The 16,090-nt window shown below is 61.9% G+C and carries 16 protein-coding genes; 8 read left to right on the top strand and 8 right to left on the bottom strand.

What is annotated here, in order from left to right:
• The first annotated feature begins 18 nt into the window (after positions 1-18).
• The gene (locus QMK32_RS08685) at positions 19-810 is read left to right on the top strand and encodes an SDR family NAD(P)-dependent oxidoreductase (RefSeq protein WP_283474340.1); all 792 of its coding nucleotides are present in this window, start codon (positions 19-21) and stop codon (positions 808-810) included.
• Between the two features lie 80 nt (positions 811-890).
• On the opposite strand, the gene bphC is transcribed toward QMK32_RS08685, so the two are convergent.
• The 4 genes from bphC to QMK32_RS08665 all read right to left on the bottom strand — a co-directional run bounded on the left by bphC (position 891) and on the right by QMK32_RS08665 (position 5,739).
• The gene (gene bphC, locus QMK32_RS08680) at positions 891-1,832 is read right to left on the bottom strand and encodes a biphenyl-2,3-diol 1,2-dioxygenase (protein WP_283474339.1); all 942 of its coding nucleotides are present in this window, start codon (positions 1,830-1,832) and stop codon (positions 891-893) included.
• A gap of 28 nt (positions 1,833-1,860) precedes the next feature.
• Positions 1,861-3,039: an acyl-CoA dehydrogenase family protein gene (locus QMK32_RS08675; protein ID WP_283474338.1), complete on the bottom strand. Its 1,179-nt coding sequence runs from the start codon at positions 3,037-3,039 to the stop codon at positions 1,861-1,863.
• A 109-nt stretch (positions 3,040-3,148) separates the two neighbouring features.
• Positions 3,149-4,864 (bottom strand): FAD-binding protein, encoded by a 1,716-nt coding sequence (locus QMK32_RS08670; RefSeq protein WP_283474336.1) that lies wholly within the window; start codon positions 4,862-4,864, stop codon positions 3,149-3,151.
• Entirely contained in the window at positions 4,861-5,739 is an 879-nt protein-coding gene (locus QMK32_RS08665; protein ID WP_283474335.1) for an alpha/beta fold hydrolase, read from the bottom strand. The genes QMK32_RS08670 and QMK32_RS08665 overlap by 4 nt, the downstream gene beginning before the upstream one ends.
• Positions 5,740-5,934: 195 nt before the next feature.
• Here QMK32_RS08665 and QMK32_RS08660 point away from each other — a divergent pair, with 195 nt between their 5' ends.
• The gene (locus QMK32_RS08660) at positions 5,935-6,471 is read left to right on the top strand and encodes a flavin reductase family protein (protein WP_283474334.1); all 537 of its coding nucleotides are present in this window, start codon (positions 5,935-5,937) and stop codon (positions 6,469-6,471) included.
• 72 nt (positions 6,472-6,543) lie between these two features.
• Here the strand turns inward: QMK32_RS08660 and QMK32_RS08655 are convergent, their stop codons facing one another.
• On the bottom strand, positions 6,544-7,437 hold the full coding sequence (locus tag QMK32_RS08655; RefSeq protein ID WP_269301139.1) for an IclR family transcriptional regulator: 894 nt from the start codon (positions 7,435-7,437) through the stop codon (positions 6,544-6,546).
• Between the two features lie 209 nt (positions 7,438-7,646).
• Here QMK32_RS08655 and QMK32_RS08650 point away from each other — a divergent pair, with 209 nt between their 5' ends.
• The 5 genes from QMK32_RS08650 (at position 7,647) to QMK32_RS08630 (ending at position 11,696) form a co-directional block, all read left to right on the top strand.
• Entirely contained in the window at positions 7,647-8,540 is an 894-nt protein-coding gene (locus tag QMK32_RS08650; RefSeq protein ID WP_283474332.1) for a TIGR03619 family F420-dependent LLM class oxidoreductase, read from the top strand.
• Positions 8,537-9,019 carry a nuclear transport factor 2 family protein gene (locus tag QMK32_RS08645; protein ID WP_283474330.1) on the top strand — a complete coding sequence of 161 codons (483 nt, stop codon included), beginning with the start codon at positions 8,537-8,539 and terminating at the stop codon, positions 9,017-9,019. Before QMK32_RS08650 ends, QMK32_RS08645 begins: the two co-directional genes overlap by 4 nt.
• A 113-nt stretch (positions 9,020-9,132) precedes the next feature.
• On the top strand, positions 9,133-10,074 hold the full coding sequence (locus QMK32_RS08640; protein ID WP_269301142.1) for a 3-oxoacyl-ACP reductase: 942 nt from the start codon (positions 9,133-9,135) through the stop codon (positions 10,072-10,074).
• On the top strand, positions 10,071-10,814 hold the full coding sequence (locus QMK32_RS08635) for an SDR family NAD(P)-dependent oxidoreductase (protein WP_283474328.1): 744 nt from the start codon (positions 10,071-10,073) through the stop codon (positions 10,812-10,814). The genes QMK32_RS08640 and QMK32_RS08635 overlap by 4 nt, the downstream gene beginning before the upstream one ends.
• Positions 10,815-10,859: 45 nt before the next feature.
• Positions 10,860-11,696 carry a mycofactocin-coupled SDR family oxidoreductase gene (locus tag QMK32_RS08630; protein WP_269301144.1) on the top strand — a complete coding sequence of 279 codons (837 nt, stop codon included), beginning with the start codon at positions 10,860-10,862 and terminating at the stop codon, positions 11,694-11,696.
• 21 nt (positions 11,697-11,717) lie between these two features.
• Here the strand turns inward: QMK32_RS08630 and QMK32_RS08625 are convergent, their stop codons facing one another.
• The 3 genes from QMK32_RS08625 to QMK32_RS08615 all read right to left on the bottom strand — a co-directional run bounded on the left by QMK32_RS08625 (position 11,718) and on the right by QMK32_RS08615 (position 14,269).
• A complete protein-coding gene (locus tag QMK32_RS08625) occupies positions 11,718-12,509 on the bottom strand; it encodes a 2-keto-4-pentenoate hydratase (protein ID WP_283474325.1) in 792 nt (263 codons plus the stop codon).
• 66 nt (positions 12,510-12,575) lie between these two features.
• Entirely contained in the window at positions 12,576-13,400 is an 825-nt protein-coding gene (locus QMK32_RS08620; protein ID WP_283474323.1) for a uroporphyrinogen-III synthase, read from the bottom strand.
• A 20-nt stretch (positions 13,401-13,420) separates the two neighbouring features.
• On the bottom strand, positions 13,421-14,269 hold the full coding sequence (locus QMK32_RS08615; protein ID WP_283474322.1) for an aldo/keto reductase: 849 nt from the start codon (positions 14,267-14,269) through the stop codon (positions 13,421-13,423).
• Between the two features lie 150 nt (positions 14,270-14,419).
• On the opposite strand from QMK32_RS08615, the gene QMK32_RS08610 reads away from it, so the two are divergent.
• A complete protein-coding gene (locus QMK32_RS08610; RefSeq protein WP_283474320.1) occupies positions 14,420-16,054 on the top strand; it encodes an ABC-F family ATP-binding cassette domain-containing protein in 1,635 nt (544 codons plus the stop codon).
• Positions 16,055-16,090: the final 36 nt, after the last annotated feature.

Raw genomic sequence — 16,090 nt, 5'->3', positions numbered from 1 at the left:
CTTCAGAAAGGTTCTTCCATGATCGATATCGAGCAGTACGGCCCGTGGGCGGTGATCGCCGGCGGGTCCGAAGGCGTCGGATCGGAATTTGCCGACCAGTTGAGCAAGGCCGGTTTCAACCTCGTTCTCATCGCTCGCAAGCCCGGCCCGCTCGAGGAGACCGCAACTCGCGTGCGTGCGAACGGCGTCGAGGTTCGGACGCTGGCTCTCGATCTGCTCTCCGCCGATGCAATCGAGAGCATTCGCGCAGCGACCGAGGACCTCGAAGTTGGCTTGCTGATCTTCAACGCAGGCGCGAACAGCTACGGGCATGAGTTCGTCACCGGCGACCTGTCCGGCTTCCAGCAAGTGATCGACCTCAATATCACCTCGCAACTGCATTTGTCGCACTACTTCGGTGCTGCGATGCGCGAGCGCGGGCGCGGCGGCATCATCTTGGTCGGTTCGATGGCCGGATACATGGGCTCCGAACACCAGAGCGTGTATGCGGCCTCGAAGGCTTTCGGGCGTATCTTCGCCGAGGGTCTGTGGCTGGAACTGGCACCATTTGGCGTGCACGTCGTCGACCTGGTCCTCGGGGTCACACGGACACCAGCTATGGCGCGCGCCGGGTTGAACTTCGACATACCCGGCATGCGTGTATCCGAGCCTGAAGACGTCGCACGTGAAGGGCTCGAACACATCACCGACGGACCTGTCTGGGTCGCCGGTGGACACTACGAGACCGCCAAGAGCCGCAGCGGGTTCCCCCGCGGAGAGATGGTGGAAAAAGCTGCGGCCGGTATGAGGAAGCTACTCAACCGGGACTGATTCTCTTCGGCGAGTATCTACCGAGACGCAAAAGCGCTGCGCATTCAGATGAATGCGCAGCGCTTTTCGTTGGGCTGGCGTCAGTTTACTTGGACTGCCTCAGCGGACGGAGTCGGCGCAAATGCTGCGAGCATCTCGGAACCGGACCAGTCGTGTCCCCAATAGCTGTCAGCGGTAATTTCCTCCGAGGAGTAGTACCTCTCGTCGACCAACTTGCCTTCGGTGCCGAATTCGAGATCCCATCCACCTGGTGCGCGGACGTAGAACGAGACCATCTTGTCGTTGGTGTGGCGACCGAGCGTCGAGGAAATGGTGAATCCCAACTTCGCTACCCGATCGAGAGCCTGACCCACCGCGTCGAGAGTGTCGACCTCGGTCATCAGGTGCACCATGCCCGGATCCTGGCTGTGCGGGGCCGGGCACAATGCCAAGCTGTGATGCCGCTCGTTGACACCCATGAACCGCACTCGGCGTGCAGGTCCGGCCCCCGGAGGGCCGACTCGGATGGCCCCACGCGGCAGGAAGCCCAACACCTCGGTGTAAAACGTGTATGTCTCGTCGATTGCCGGTGTGGGCAGAACGACATGGCCGAGTCCTTGCGCCCCGGTGACGAACCGTCCACCGTGCGGGGTGACCACCGGACTGTGATCGAGTACCGCCCCGAAGAACACTTCGACACGGGTGCCCGAAGGGTCGTCGAATGCGATCACTTGCTCGGCATCGCGGTAGAGCGATTCTTCCTCCGACAAGACCTCGACAGCTCGCCCGGACTTCTCCACAGCTTCACGTACGCGCTGAAGAGCGAACTGATCACGGACCTCCCAGCCCACGGCCAACGCCTTGTCGGTGTCACCAGGCAACACGATGAGCCTGGATCGACGCTCGTCGACACGCAAGTAGAGGCCATCGGCCTCCGGCCCCGATCCGACGGCCATGCCCAGCCCGTCGACAACGAGTTCGCGCCAGCGGGGTACATCCTGCGTCTGAATTCTGAGATAGCCCAGACCGCGTATTTCCGTCATCGTAAGTACCTTTCGTCGAGGAGGCTTGTCAGATCATCGAGCGATGGATGCCTTGCGGCTCACCGCCGAGCTGTGTCAAAGCCGAGGAATGGAAAATGGAACCGGGAACGTGAACAGCATGAGAAAGTCCCGCATGCGCGTCACGCCAGAACCGCTGCATCGGGAATTTCACGTGGAGAGCGCCACCGCCTGAACGGGCGAAAATTTCATCCACTGCCCGTACTGCTCGCCATGCTGCAGCAGTCTGAGTCCGACGGCCGATAGCTCGCATCTCGAAGGTGACCTCTTGCTTCTTCTCGGTCAGATCCCAGAAGCGATCCACGGTCTCGAGTACCGCGGCACGGGAGGCCGCGATCTCCGCGGCTGCCTCGCCGATAGCGAACAACACATACGGATCTTCCTTGATGGCTGTTCCCGTCACTGTTACCCGATCTCGCTGAGCATCCAGATGACATGCGAGGGCACCTTCGGCGATACCGATCAGTGAGGAAGTGATTCCGAGTGGGAAAATGCACGAGAACGGGAAGCTGTAGAGAGTTTGCTCTCGACCGAACTCCTTTGCTGCCATCCCGTTCATCACTTTCTCTGCACGCAGAGTCCGATAGTCCGGAATGAACGCGTTCTTGACAATGAGATCCTTTGATCCGGTTCCGCGCAGCCCGACCACGTCCCAGCTGTCCGGGTCGATCTCGTAATCCGAGCGAGGAAGCAACACGTGCAGCATCGTCGGGGGCATCGCGCGTTTGCCTTCGGCATCACCGAGTGCGGCACCGATCATGATCCACCCGCAGTGATCGGTGCCCGAGGAGAACGACCACCGTCCGTTGAGGATGAAGCCGCCGTCGGTAGGCGTCGCGACACCCATCGGTGCGTACGGGGAGGCCATCCACATGTCGTTGTCTTCGCCCCACACCTCGTCCTGGGCTTTGCGATCGAAGAACGCAAGCTCCCACGGATGGACACCGACGATTCCACTGACCCAACCTGCGGCACCGTCCATGGCGCCGATACCCATCGCCGTCTCGGCGAATTCGCGAGGGTGAGACTCGTAGCCGCCGTACTCTTTCGGCGCCAGCATGCGCATGACCCCGGCGTCGCGTAGGCGTTTCGCCGAGGCATCGGACAAGCGCATCAGCTTGTCCCCCTCGACACCTTCTGCGCGAATCTCGTCGGCGAACTGTGAGATGTTGTCAAGAACCTGACCCATGATGATCTCGGCTTTCTACTTCGGTGCCCGGCCGGATGTGCACAGGCTGTCGTCTTCTCCGTTGTACTGCATTTTTTCCACTTCGGTAGAACGGGTCCTTCGAAGCGGATCAGACTCGCTTGGCCTGCCCGTTCGAGTCTTCTCGATCGATCGACGAAACCGTGCCCTGTGAATCGGCAGCGTGCTCGGCTGCGATGTATCCGAAGACCATCGCCGGTCCGATCGTCGCCCCCGCTCCCGCGTACTCGTTCCCCATCACCGACGCGGACGTGTTACCGGTCGCGTAGAGGCCATCGATTGTGGAACCGTCGGGGCGAAGAACCCTGGCATGAGCGTCGGTGCTGAGCCCGCCCTTCGTTCCCAGATCGCCGGGCTCGCAACGAATTGCATAGAAAGGACCACGATCGATCTCGTCGAGGCATGGGTTCTTCATGGTGGGATCGCCGTAGTAGCGGTCGTAGGCGCTGTCACCTCGACCGAACTCTTCGTCCTTACCCGACCGCGCGTACCCGTTGAATCGAGTGATGGTGGCGACCAGCGCGTCGGCAGGAACATCGATCATCGCTGCAAGCTCCGCGAGAGTGTCCGCCTTGTGGGCGACCCCGGAATCGTAAAATCCCTGAGGAAGTGGCACGCCAGGCAAGACCTGTGCAAACGGGTAACGCGAGCGGGCTTTGGTATCCATGACGAACCAAGCCGGAACGTGACCACCTTCGAGCTGGTCGTGAACGAAGTTCACATAAGGAGAGGATTCGTTGGTGAAACGCTGGCCCTTGCTGTCGACGATCACCGACGGCGGAATGCAGCGCTCGGACACCAACGGAATGACCGCGCCCATCGGATGCAGAACTGACGGCATCCACCATGCGTCGTCCATCAATGCGACGTCGGCGCCGATGGAAAGGCCTGCAACGATTCCGTCACCGGTGTTCTCGCGAGCACCGGAACTGATGTCGGCCACTCCATGCTCGGGCAGGTAGCGCGAACGCATCTCCAAGTTGTGCTCGAATCCGCCGGTAGCGAGGAGGACTCCTTTTCGAGCCGCGATGCGTATCGTCTTGTCGCCGCGCAGGGCCACGACTCCGCGTACCACTCCGCCTTCGTCGACGATGAGCTCGGTCATCGAGGTCTGCAGCCACACCGGAACACCGGAGTCTTTGAGAACCATCCGCAGTCGCGCCACAAGAGCGCGTCCACCGGTCGCCATGTGGCGTCGACGAACGACGTTCGACGCCACCCGCCACGCCGCGACCAGGGACGCTCGACGACCCTTCCACGTACGCTTGACCATCGCGAGGTCGTGGTAGTCCTTCGAGGTGACCCAGAGCCCGAGCGGGCCTTTCATGCTGTTGGGACGCTGGAACTTCTCGTCGTCGCCGAGTGCACGGGTATCGAACGGTTGGCATTCGATAGTGCGGCCCAGTGCGCTGCCACCTTCGTTTTCGGGGTGGTAGTCGGAGTAGCCCTTCACCCAGAAGAGCTTCATGTGCGGACTCTTGTCCAGCAGCTGCATCAACGCCGGACCGTTGTCGACGAACGCATCCAGACGCTCTGCCGGAACAGTACCGACGGTGATGCTGTCCAGGTACGTACGAACCGACTCACGAGAGTCGACGACACCCTTGTCTACCAGTGTGGGAGCATTCGGAATCCAAATGCCGCCGCCGGATATCGCGGTGGAACCACCGAACGTCACACCCTTCTCGATGACGAGTGTGTCGAGCCCGCGATCGGCCGCTGCGACCGCAGCGGCCATACCTCCGCCGCCGCTTCCCACGATGAGAAAATCGACTGTTTCGTCGAACTGTTCCGTATCGATACTCATTTTTGGACGGCGTCCTCTCTCAGAAGAAAAGCAATAACTGCACTCTCGAAGGCGGCTTTCTGTTCGATCATCGCCCAGTGACCACACTTCGGGAATACATGTAGTTCGGCATTGGGTATCAGGCGCATCGGCAGCAGCGCCATGTCCATCGGACTGACGCGATCATCTCGACCCCAGGTCAGCAGGGTCGGAGCTTGTACGCGGTGCAGCTGAGCCCAGTACGGTGCCTCCGTCGACTTCGCAGCGGCTGCCGCATTTGCGGCAAAAGCCGCGCTGCTGTACATCTTTCGGGCACTCGCGAGGGTCTCGGGATCGGTTGCCTGAACCCACCGTTCCTCGATCAGTTCTTCGGTGACCATGGCGGGGTCGTACACCATGGAGTGCAACCAAGAGATGAGGCGTTCCCTGGTCGGATCGTCGGTGAACTCCATCAGCAGTTTGATACCTTCACCCGGTCCGGGGCTGAAAATATTTCTTCCGATCCCACCGATGGTGACCAGCTTCGAGACTCGCTCGGGGTGTTCGATGGCGAATCGAGTGGCGACTATCCCGCCCATCGAGTTGCCCAGCAAGGCAACTTTGTCGAGGCCGAGGCCGTCGAGGAATCGCACGACTGCATCCATGGCGGTGACCATCGGGTGTCCACCGAAGTCGTCGCTGACGCCGAAGCCCGGAAATTCGAGTACGTAGGTGTGGAAATGCTCGGCGAACACATCGATGTTGCCGCGAAAGTTCCGCCACCCCGTGACACCGGGGCCCGATCCGTGCAGCAGCACCAGGGGTGGGCCGTCGCCGGCTTCGTAGTACCGAAGTACGCCGAGATCGGTGCGAAGCTCCTTTTTCGAGCCTTCCTGGACACTCGAGACATTGGTCATGTGAGCACACGTTGCCACCAGCAGGCCGCTGGATCGTCCCTCATCCCGGTCAGCGAGACCACCCGATCTGCGCGAGCGGCGTAACCGACTGATTCCACTGAACGAGACGACAATTCCGGCGTATGCACGGTGCTGCCTAACCTGGAACCCGATCGCCGAATCCCTTGGCGACACAACGAAACCGAAAGGTGCGCGATGTCGATCGAGTCGATGGAATCCGACCTCACCACCGTCAACACTGCACCGACGCCGCTCGAGATGCGCCACGCCATGGGCCACTTCGCCAGTGGCGTCACTGTGATCACAGGTCTGTCCGACGACGGTCCGATCGGGTTCTGCTGCCAGTCGTTCGCGTCGGTCTCACTCGAACCTCCACTGATTCTCTTCTGCGCCGATCACCGTGGTCGTGCCTGGCCGAGCATTCGAGAGATCGGCCGCTTCACCGTCAACGTGCTGCGCGAGGACCAGGCGGACATGTGCTCTCGCTTCGGTTCCAGTCGAGGAACAAAGTTCGAAGGCCTGGACTGGACACGGTCGAGCTGGGGAACTCCAGCCCTGCCGGACGTGTTGGCACGCGTGCATTGCGAAGTGGAGACAGTCCATCGCGCCGGTGATCACGACGTTGCCATCGGACGCGTTCTCGGCCTCGAAGCCCTCGGCGAGCAGCGCCCGATGGTCTTCTACCGCGGAGCCTTCGGACTCGCCGACACGGCCGGCATCTCGGGCACCTGAGGCCCGAAAGCTATGCCGACTCAGCGGACACTTCCGAGGTGCAAGCGTCGAGCAAGGTTCGACGCTTGCACATCAGAGCCAGTGCCCGGACTGCACCGACAACAGCTGGTCCAACGTTTCGGTCGACCAGGAGCTCTCGTGCGCGTGCGGAACGAGAGAACGTCGCCGAGATTTTTCGAGTGCGGGGAACATGGCCTTGGTGACCTCGCGCACCGCGTCGACGACGAGTGGAGCAACCCGTTCCAGTTGGACGGTTCCCGCATCGCCGGAGAGCGAGATGCCGGCCACCGGCCCCTCCACCGTTCGGACAGCAGCACCGACGCACCCGATTCCGCGGACCGATTCACCTCGCTCGAACGCCAAACCGCGCCGCTGCCGAATGCGGTTGAGTTCTCGGTGCAACGTGGTGATGTCGGAAATGGTGGTGTCGGTACTACGATCGAGACGTTCCCCGAGCAGCCGATCCACTTCTTCCGGGTCCAACCACGCAAGCATCGCTTTACCGCTCGCGGTTGTGTGGGCGGGTACACGACCACCGACCCGGGTCGGGATGGCGGTCGCGCCGCGGCCGCCGAGCTTGTCGAGGTACACGCTCATGCCACCGTCGAGGACAGTGAGATGCACGACCATTCCGGTGCGCACGTGCAAGTTGTGCAGCAGGGGTGCGGCCGCAGCTCGGACCTGACTGTGGTTGTTGTCGCCTCCACCGAGACCGATCGAACGACGACCGAGGCAATAGCCGAAGCTGGCGTGCTCGACCCAGTTCAGACGTACCAGCTGGTCGAGGATTCGGTACACGGTGGACCTGGGCAGCTCCGTACGGCAAGCCACCTCCTCCAACGTCAGTCGGGAAGCGCGACCATCGAACGCATCGAGGATCAGCGTCATGCGTTCCACCATCGAAGGAGGTAGATCCTTTTTTTCTGCAGCACCGGGTGTTGAGGTGTTTGGACCGACCGAGTTCATCCGGTGCCTCCGCAATCGGCAGTAAGCCTGCCGGTAAAATTGAAATGAATTCTTGAAATGGTAACAGCTGTTCGCCTCATAGAGAAGAGGGTCCGCCCTCTTGATGCCGGCACCGCGTCCGGTGAACGGGAACTACCACCGCATCGAACGGCCAGAGGTACTACAGATGAAGGCATGCAACCTTCTCGGCCAACCTCGGAGCGTCACCGATGCACATTGGCATAACGTCCCCGATCGTCGTCCAACACCCGAGCAACGCCGCGGAGTGGGAGGCGAGCGCAGGCATCGAGGAGCTGGTGCGCATTGCGCGCCAAGCCGACCATCTCGGATTTCATCACCTGACCTGCAGTGAGCACGTTGCCGTACCGGTAGATATCGCCGCCGAGCGCGGGGCGACCTACTGGGACCCGCTGGCCACACTCGGGTTCCTCGCCGCGCACACCAGCCGAATCAAGCTGGCCACCCAGGTTCTGGTTCTCGGATATCACCACCCACTCGCCATTGCCAAGCGCTACGGAACACTCGACGTCGTCAGCGGCGGCCGACTGATACTCGGTCTCGGGGTCGGCAGTCTCCAAGAGGAGTTCGACCTGCTCGGCGCCGAGTTCGAGGGCCGCGGAGCTCGCGCAGACGACGCACTGGCAGCATTGCGGGCATCGCTGTCGAAATCGAATCCGGAGTATCACGGAACGCACTACGATTTCGACAACCTCGTGGTCAAGCCCCACGCCGTCCAATCACGAGTACCACTGTGGATCGGCGGCCGGACCCCCCGTTCCCTTCGGCGAGCGCGAACCCAAGGAGACGGATGGGTTCCGTTCGGCTTGCCGCTGAGCGACCTCGAACGCATGCTGGCCAAGGGTGAGCAGCGAGCCGACTTCGAAGTGGTCTTGAGTGCAGGCGCGCCGCTCGACCCACTCGGCAACAGAGCCGCAGTCGCCGACTCGCTCGAGCGCCGACGCCTGGCCGGTGCCACCATCGTGAGCGCCGCAATTCACGCAACAGGCGTCGATCACTACTGCGATCAACTGTCCGCCCTCCGCGACATCGGCGACGAGCTGGGCGTGGAGTTCCATTCGAATCAGACCGGAGCAACACCATGACAGACACCGACCAGCTGCTGCAGAACCTCCTCGATCGAGTCGAGGCCCTCGAGGACACGCTCGCGATCACGAAGTTGCTGGCCACCTATGGCCCCGCCGTCGACAGCGGCTCGGCTGAGGCCGTCGCACGCCTATGGACCGCGGACGGGGTGTACGACGTCGACACCGGGGTACTGACCGGCCAGGCCGAGATTTCGGCCATGGTTCGCTCCCGCGCGCATCAGGGCTACATCCATGGTGGCTGCGCCCACCTGCTCGAACCCGGACATGTACAACTGGACGGACTTCAGGCCGTCGTGACATGCAAATCGCAGTTGATCCTCCGTGACGGTGACGCTTACCGAGTCGCTCGCATCACCGCGAACCGGTGGGAATTGTCCAAGATCGAAGGGCAGTGGAAGGTGACGCGCCGGACGAACCGCCTGCTCGACGGCCGCGCGGAAGCTCGGGAACTGTTGGCGAGGGGCGTTCAGGACTGACCAGGACGGTTTCAGGCCGACCACGAAGAGCGATTCACGTACCGAAAGCGTGCGCATTCCAAGTATGTGCGCTAGAAATAGAATCAACTCTAATTTTGAAATGGAGGCATTTCGTGAGCACAGCACTCGAATTGACCGGAAGAACAGCAATCGTGACCGGCGCAGGTGCCGGACTCGGCCGTGCAGAAGCAATGGCCCTCGGGGCTGCAGGTGCCGCAGTCGTCGTCAACGACATCGGCGACAATGCGCAGTCCGTCGCTGACGAAATCGTCGCTGCAGGCGGCCAGGCGATCGCGGTCCTCGGGGACGTCTCCGACTGGTCTCTGGGCGAACGACTCGTGCAGTCGGCAAACGAGAAGTTCGGTTCGATGGACATTCTGGTCAACAACGCCGGGATCATTCGCGACAAGATGATCTTCAACCTGACCGAATCGGATTGGGACGATGTCATTCGAGTGCACCTCAAAGGACACGCGGCAACCTCCCACGCCGCCGCTGTTCATTGGCGAGCACTCTCGAAGAAGGTCGGCGGTCCGATCTACGGTCGGGTCATCAACACCTCTTCCGAAGCTTTCCTCTTTGGCTCCGCCGGCCAACCGAACTACTCGGCAGCCAAGGCTGGTATCACCGCCCTCACCCTGTCGACCGCGCAAGGGCTCTCCCGCTACGGCGTTCGGGCGAACGCGATCTGCCCTCGTGCGCGGACGGCGATGACGGCTCAGGCATTCGGGGAGAACACCGCTGCTGAAGCCGCCGAGGATCCACTCTCCCCCGACCGGGTCGCAACCCTCGTCCACTACCTCGCCAGCGAAGCTTCGGACGAGATCAACGGACAGGTCTTCGTCGTCTACGGCAAGATGGTGGCGTTGATGGCAGCGCCGAAGGTCGAGAACAGATTCGATGCCGCAGGTTCGAAATTCACGATCGACGAGCTGGCAGAGAATCTGACTCCCTACTTCTCCGGCCGCGGCCCCTACGAGACCTACTCCGCATTCAGCGTGGCAGAACTCGAAAAGTTTGCACTTGCGACCGACGATTCGGTTGGCGGCGAATGAGGCTCGAAGGCAAGACTGCAATAGTCACCGGCGGTGCGGGCGGTATCGGCTGCGCGATCACCACCGTCTTCGTACGCGAAGGTGCCAAGGTGTTCTTCGTCGACATCGACGAGGAACGAGGAGCTGCACTCAGTGCCGAACTGGGCCCGAATGCAGAGTTTCTCTGCATCGACATATCGCTCGCCGAGTCGGCACAGACGATCTGCGACGCTGCTGTCGCCGCCTTCGGATCCGTCGACGTACTGGTCAACAACGCTCACGCGTCACGGCAAGCACTGCTTGTCGATACGACGAGTGAGATGTTCGATCTGTCGTTCAACACCGGCTTCTACCCCACGGTGCACCTCATGCAGGCCTGCTACCCCCACCTCAAAGCCTCCTCCGGATCGGTGATCAACTTCGCCTCCGGTTCCGGGTTGGACGGAATGCCCACTCAGGCCTCCTATGCCGCAGCGAAAGAAGCAATTCGAGGGCTCAGCCGCGTGACCGCCAACGAGTGGGCTGTGGACGGCATCAGAGTCAACGTGCTCTGCCCCTTCGCAGCAACCGAGGGTGTGCGTGCCTGGCAGGCTGCCCACCCGGAGCGCGCTGCAGCGAGTGCCGCTAAGGTCCCGCTACAGCGAATCGGAGATCCCGAAACCGATATCGCTCCGGTGGCAGTGTTCCTCGCCTCCGAAGATTCCAAGTACATGACCGGACAGACACTGATGGCCGACGGTGGAAGCAACAAACTGCGCTGACGTCGATCGACCACCGAGGTAAACAAACCAGGAGGAAAACGACACATGGAACGTTTCGACGGCAAAGTCGCCCTGATCACCGGCGCAGCACGAGGCCAAGGACGCTCTCACGCAATCGCTTTCGCTGAACAAGGCGCCGACGTGGTGCTGTGCGATCGTTGCGAGGACCGCGACGTAGTGCGGTATCCGCTTGCCACACAGGAGGATCTCGACGAGACGGTCCGGCTCGTGCAGGCAACTGGACGCAAGGCGATCAGTGCCACCTTCGACACCAGCGACCGACAGGCGATGAACTCCCTCGTGGAGCGCGCTGAATCCGAACTGGGCCGCATCGACATCGCTGTCGCGAATGCCGGCGTATCGGTCGCCGCGCCGGTGCAGTCGATGTCCGAGGCTCAATGGGCAGAAACGATCGGCTCCAACCTGACCGGAGTCTTCAACACCGTCGGTGCTGTCGCACCCGGAATGATCAGTCGCGGATACGGCCGCATCATCACCATCTCGTCGATGTTGGGCCGTGCCGGAAACACCAATATGGCCGCCTACGCAGCATCGAAGTGGGGGGTCATCGGACTCAGCAAGAGTGCCGCACTGGATCTGGCACCACACGGAATCACAGTGAATACGATTGCACCCGGGAATATTTCGACTCCCATGATTCACAATGATTCCCTGTACGCGATGATGCGACCGGACCTGGACAAGCCGACCGCAGACGACGTCGCGCCCATCTTGCAAACCCTGCATGCGCAGCCGGTGCCGTGGCTCGACGCGGAGGAGATCACCCGCGTCGTTCTGTTCTTCGCCGCAGAAGCTAGTGCACATATCAGCGGCACGGTGCTTCCGGTCGACGCCGGAAACGCCGCGCGCGTCACCGGCTGACGCACACCCGAATCGGTGACGTCACGCAGTGAAAACCGCTGTGACGTTGCCGATTCCGGTAATGGATGCAGAGTAGGTCGAGCCTGCGGTCACCGAGACCATCGGTCCGAGGGCACCGGATAGAACGACTTCTCCCGCACGCAGCGGTGAACCGTAGGACAAGCTGGTGTTCGCCAACCATGCAAATGCGGCCCAGGGGCTGCCGAGGCAGTCGGATCCTTTACCCGTCGAGACCTGCTCCCCATCGGCGTACAGCGTCATCTCGACTTCTTCGAGATTCGGGGCGTCACTGCGGTCCAGAGAATCTCCGAGAACGTACAGACCGGAAGAAGCGTTGTCTGCCACGGTATCGGCCAAGCTGATGTCCCAGTCGACCACGCGGCTGTCGACGATTTCGAATGCCGCGAATACCTTGCTCACGTAGTCCGGTGCAGTACCGGCATCGATGGGCACTTCGATGTCACGGGAAACCGTGAAGGCGATCTCGGCTTCGATCCGCGGCTGCAGTAGCCGGGTGAAGTCGACCGCATCGTCCTGCGTGCAGTCCATGTCGTCGAGAAGAACACCGAAATCAGGTTGATCGACACTCATCTGCTTCTGCACAGCGGGCGAAGTCAAACCGATCTTTCGTCCTACGACAGTTCGGCCGGAAGCGACGAGCGCCTCGATGTTGCGCGTCTGGACCAGGTAGGCGGCGTCCACGTCCTCACTGCCGATGAGGTCCCGAACGGGTGAACAGGGGGTGGAAGTTGCAGTCGCAGTCGCAAGGCGCTCAGCAGCTTCGCTGATCGCAAGAGGTTCGATCGTAGTCATGCTTGTGACGTTATGCGCAGAACTCGACAGGGCCCAGCATCTGTCCCATCAGGCGGGACGGAGCGGCTAGTCACTCAACTCCTCGACGACGAACTTGGCGAGACTGCCCAGCCGCGCGCGGTCCGGCATCCGCGTCGGGACACCGAGTACATCGAGGGGCGCAGAGGTGACCGGACCGACACAGATCGCGGCGACCGGGCCCTTCAGCGCCGCCAGAAACTGTTCGAGCATCCCGTTGTCCTTCGCCGTCGACAGCAGCGACGCGACGGCCGGGGCACTGGTGAAGGTGACGGCGTCGACGTCGTGATCGGCAATCTTGACCAACAAGTCCACCAGTGGGCGCTGATCCACCGGCCGGATCCAGCGGTAGACGGGAATGGGACGCACCCTCGCGCCGAGTCCGGCTAGCGATTCGCTCAAATGAATCGTCGGTTCCCATTCGGTGATGGTGCCGTGCAGTTGGACTGCAACATCAACTCCGGCAATACCTTCGGCTTCGAGGTGGTCGGCCACTTCCTGTGATGCTTCGGTGGTCGGCGACCACTCCTCACGTAGGCCGACGCCGCGGATCGCGCCCCGCGCCTTCGGGCCTCGCGCAACAATGCGCGAGGCCCGAAGCGCTTCGAGGAGCTCGTCTTCGGTGTTCCACCCCTTCGCCGCGTCGAGCCACCCACGAAAACCGACGGCCGTGCTGATCACCACCATCTCCGGTGGCTGCGCGATGATGCCCGAGGTCACCTCACGCAGCTCGGAATCGTCGAGCAGCGGCAACACGTGAATCGCGGGCACGTGCACCGTGGCCGCACCGCGACGCTCGAGCATCACCGCGAACTCTTCTGCTCGGCGCTCGGCCGTGAGGGCGATCGTCTTGCCTGCAAGCGGTTCGGCCATGGGGCCACCCTAGTGGCGAACTAGCTGCTGAACTTGTCCGGATCAGGGCCGGTACGTCCGTCGACCGAGTCGAGTGCATTGATCTGCGCTACTTCTTCGTTGGTCAGCGTGAAGCCGAACACGTCGAAGTTGCTCGCGATCCGCTTCGGAGTCACCGACTTGGGGATCACCACGTTTCCGTGCTGGATGTGCCAACGAAGCACTACCTGAGCTGGAGTTACCCCGTGGGCCTCGGCGATCGGGGCGAGCGCCGGGTCGTCCAGGACGGTTCCGGAACCCAGCGGACTCCACGCCTCGGTAGCGATCCCCTTCTCGGTATGGAACGCGCGCAGTTCGGTCTGCACGAAGTGCGGATGAACCTCGACCTGGTTCACCGACGGGGTCTCCCCGACCTCCTCGATCAGCCTCTCGAGCGTCGGGATGGTGAAGTTCGAGACGCCGATGGAACCGATACGGCCATCTGCCTTCAGCTTCTGGAAAGCCTTGAACGTCTCGATGTACTTGTTGCGGCCGAGCTGCTGCCAATGAATGAGGTACAGGTCCAGGTAATCGAGCCCGAGCCTGGCCATACTGGCGTCGAACGCCTTCAGCGTCGAGTCGTATCCCTGGTCGTCGTTCCACAGCTTCGTGGTGATGAACAGCTCGTCGCGGGCGATTCCGGACTCCGCGACGGCCTTACCGGTGCCGGTCTCGTTTTCGTACACCTTCGCTGTATCGATGCTGCGGTAGCCGACCTCCAGCGCTTCGGTCACGGCGGCTTGGGCACCGTCGTCCGGAACCTGCCACACACCGAATCCGAGCTGCGGAATTGCATGCCCGTCGTTGAGCACAATTGTCGGGACGGTACTGGTCTCGGAAGAAAAGGTCATACGAGTGCCAACGGGTGACCGGGCGAGTCTGTTCCCGAGGGGTGACGAGTCTGTTTCCGAAGGCCTGGGATACCGGGAGTGGAGCCTGCGGAACGACCCACGAGATACCGGGAGTGGAGCCTGCGGAACGACCCGTTGGATACTTGCGGCGTGACTGCAACCTTGCGCGTGGATGATCTTGCGGCTTTCCACGGAGACCGAACGCTTTTCTCCGGCCTTTTCCTCACCGTCACCGAAGGCGATGTCATCGGTTTGGTCGGTGCCAACGGAGCCGGTAAGTCCACCTTGTTGACGCTGTTGGCAGGCGTCGGAACCGCAGATTTCGAGGGCGATATCTATACCTCTCCGCCCGATGCCACTGTCGGCTATCTCGCGCAGGAACCCGAGCGCGTTCCTGGTGAGAAGGTTGTCGAGTTCCTCGGCCGTCGGACGGGCGTCATGCTGGCCGAGGAGTCGATGAACGCTGCGGCGGAAGCACTCGGATCCGGCGATGGTAAGGATTTGTACACCCCGGCGCTGGAGCGGTGGCTCGCGCTCGGCGGTGCCGATCTGGCCGAGCGCACCGAGAAGGTCTTGGCAGAATTGGGTCTCGACACCGGTGGAGAGGTCTTGATGACCTCGCTCTCCGGTGGGCAGGCGGCCCGAGCCGGGTTGGCAGCGATCCTGCTGGCCCGTTACGACATCCTGCTTCTCGACGAGCCGACCAACGATCTCGACCTCGCTGGGTTGGAACAGTTGGAACGATTCGTCGTCGACACCCGCGCGGCGATCGTCGTGGTCAGTCACGATCGTGAGTTCCTCGAGCGCACGGTCACCGGCATAGTCGAACTGGATCGGGCGCAGCACCGAATCGACGTCTACGACGGCAGCTATCAGTCGTATCTGGACGAGCGTGAGATCGCTCGGCAGCATGCGCGCGAGAAGTACGACGAGTTCGCCGACACCAAGTCCTCGCTGGAGTCTCGCGCCCAGATGCAGCGCAACTGGATGGAGTCCGGGGTTCGCAACGCTCGTCGCAAAGCGCCCGACAACGACAAGATCGCGCGTAAGACTCGTGCCGAATCGACCGAGAAGCAGGCGGCGAAGGCTCGACAGACCCAACGCAGAATCGAGCGGCTCGAAGTCGTGGAGGAACCGCGCAAGGAGTGGGAACTGCGGATGGAGATCGCGAGCGCGCCGCGCAGCGGCACCGTCGTTTCGGTGCTGAGCGGTGCCGTGGTTTCTCGGCCGGCGTTCACTTTCGGACCGGTGACGACGCAGATCGAGTGGGGTGATCGCATTCTGATCACCGGCGAGAACGGGTCGGGTAAGACGACGTTGCTGTCGGTACTACTGGGCAAGCTGGTGCCGGACGAGGGCACCGCGTCACTGGGTTCGGGTGTCGCGATCGGCGAAATCGACCAGGCACGTGAGCTTTTCACTGGTGTTGCGACGGTGTCAGACTCGTTGAGCGCCGCAGTTCCTGAGTGGCCCGACGCTGAAGTCCGGACTCTGTTGGCGAAATTCGGTCTCCGTGGAGACGACGCACTGAGGCCCGCAGGATCATTGTCTCCGGGTGAACGAACCCGTGCCGCCCTGGCCTTGTTGCAGGCGCGAGGGGTCAATCTCTTGGTACTCGACGAGCCGACGAACCATCTGGACCTCCCGGCGATCGAGCAACTCGAGCGGGCGATGGAGAACTTCGAAGGAACATTGCTGCTGGTCACGCATGATCGACGAATGCTCTCCACGGTGCGCAGTACGCGACGCTGGGTGATGTCCGACGGGAAGTTGTCAGAAATGTAAGGTTGACGAATCGTTGGGTTTATACAACACTTTGAT

It is taken from the genome of Rhodococcus sp. H29-C3 (assembly GCF_030063405.1).
In the GTDB taxonomy this organism is placed as follows: Bacteria; Actinomycetota; Actinomycetes; order Mycobacteriales; family Mycobacteriaceae; genus Rhodococcoides.
Note: the sequence above shows the minus strand (reverse complement) of the source record. Positions and strands in the feature narration are given on the sequence as shown.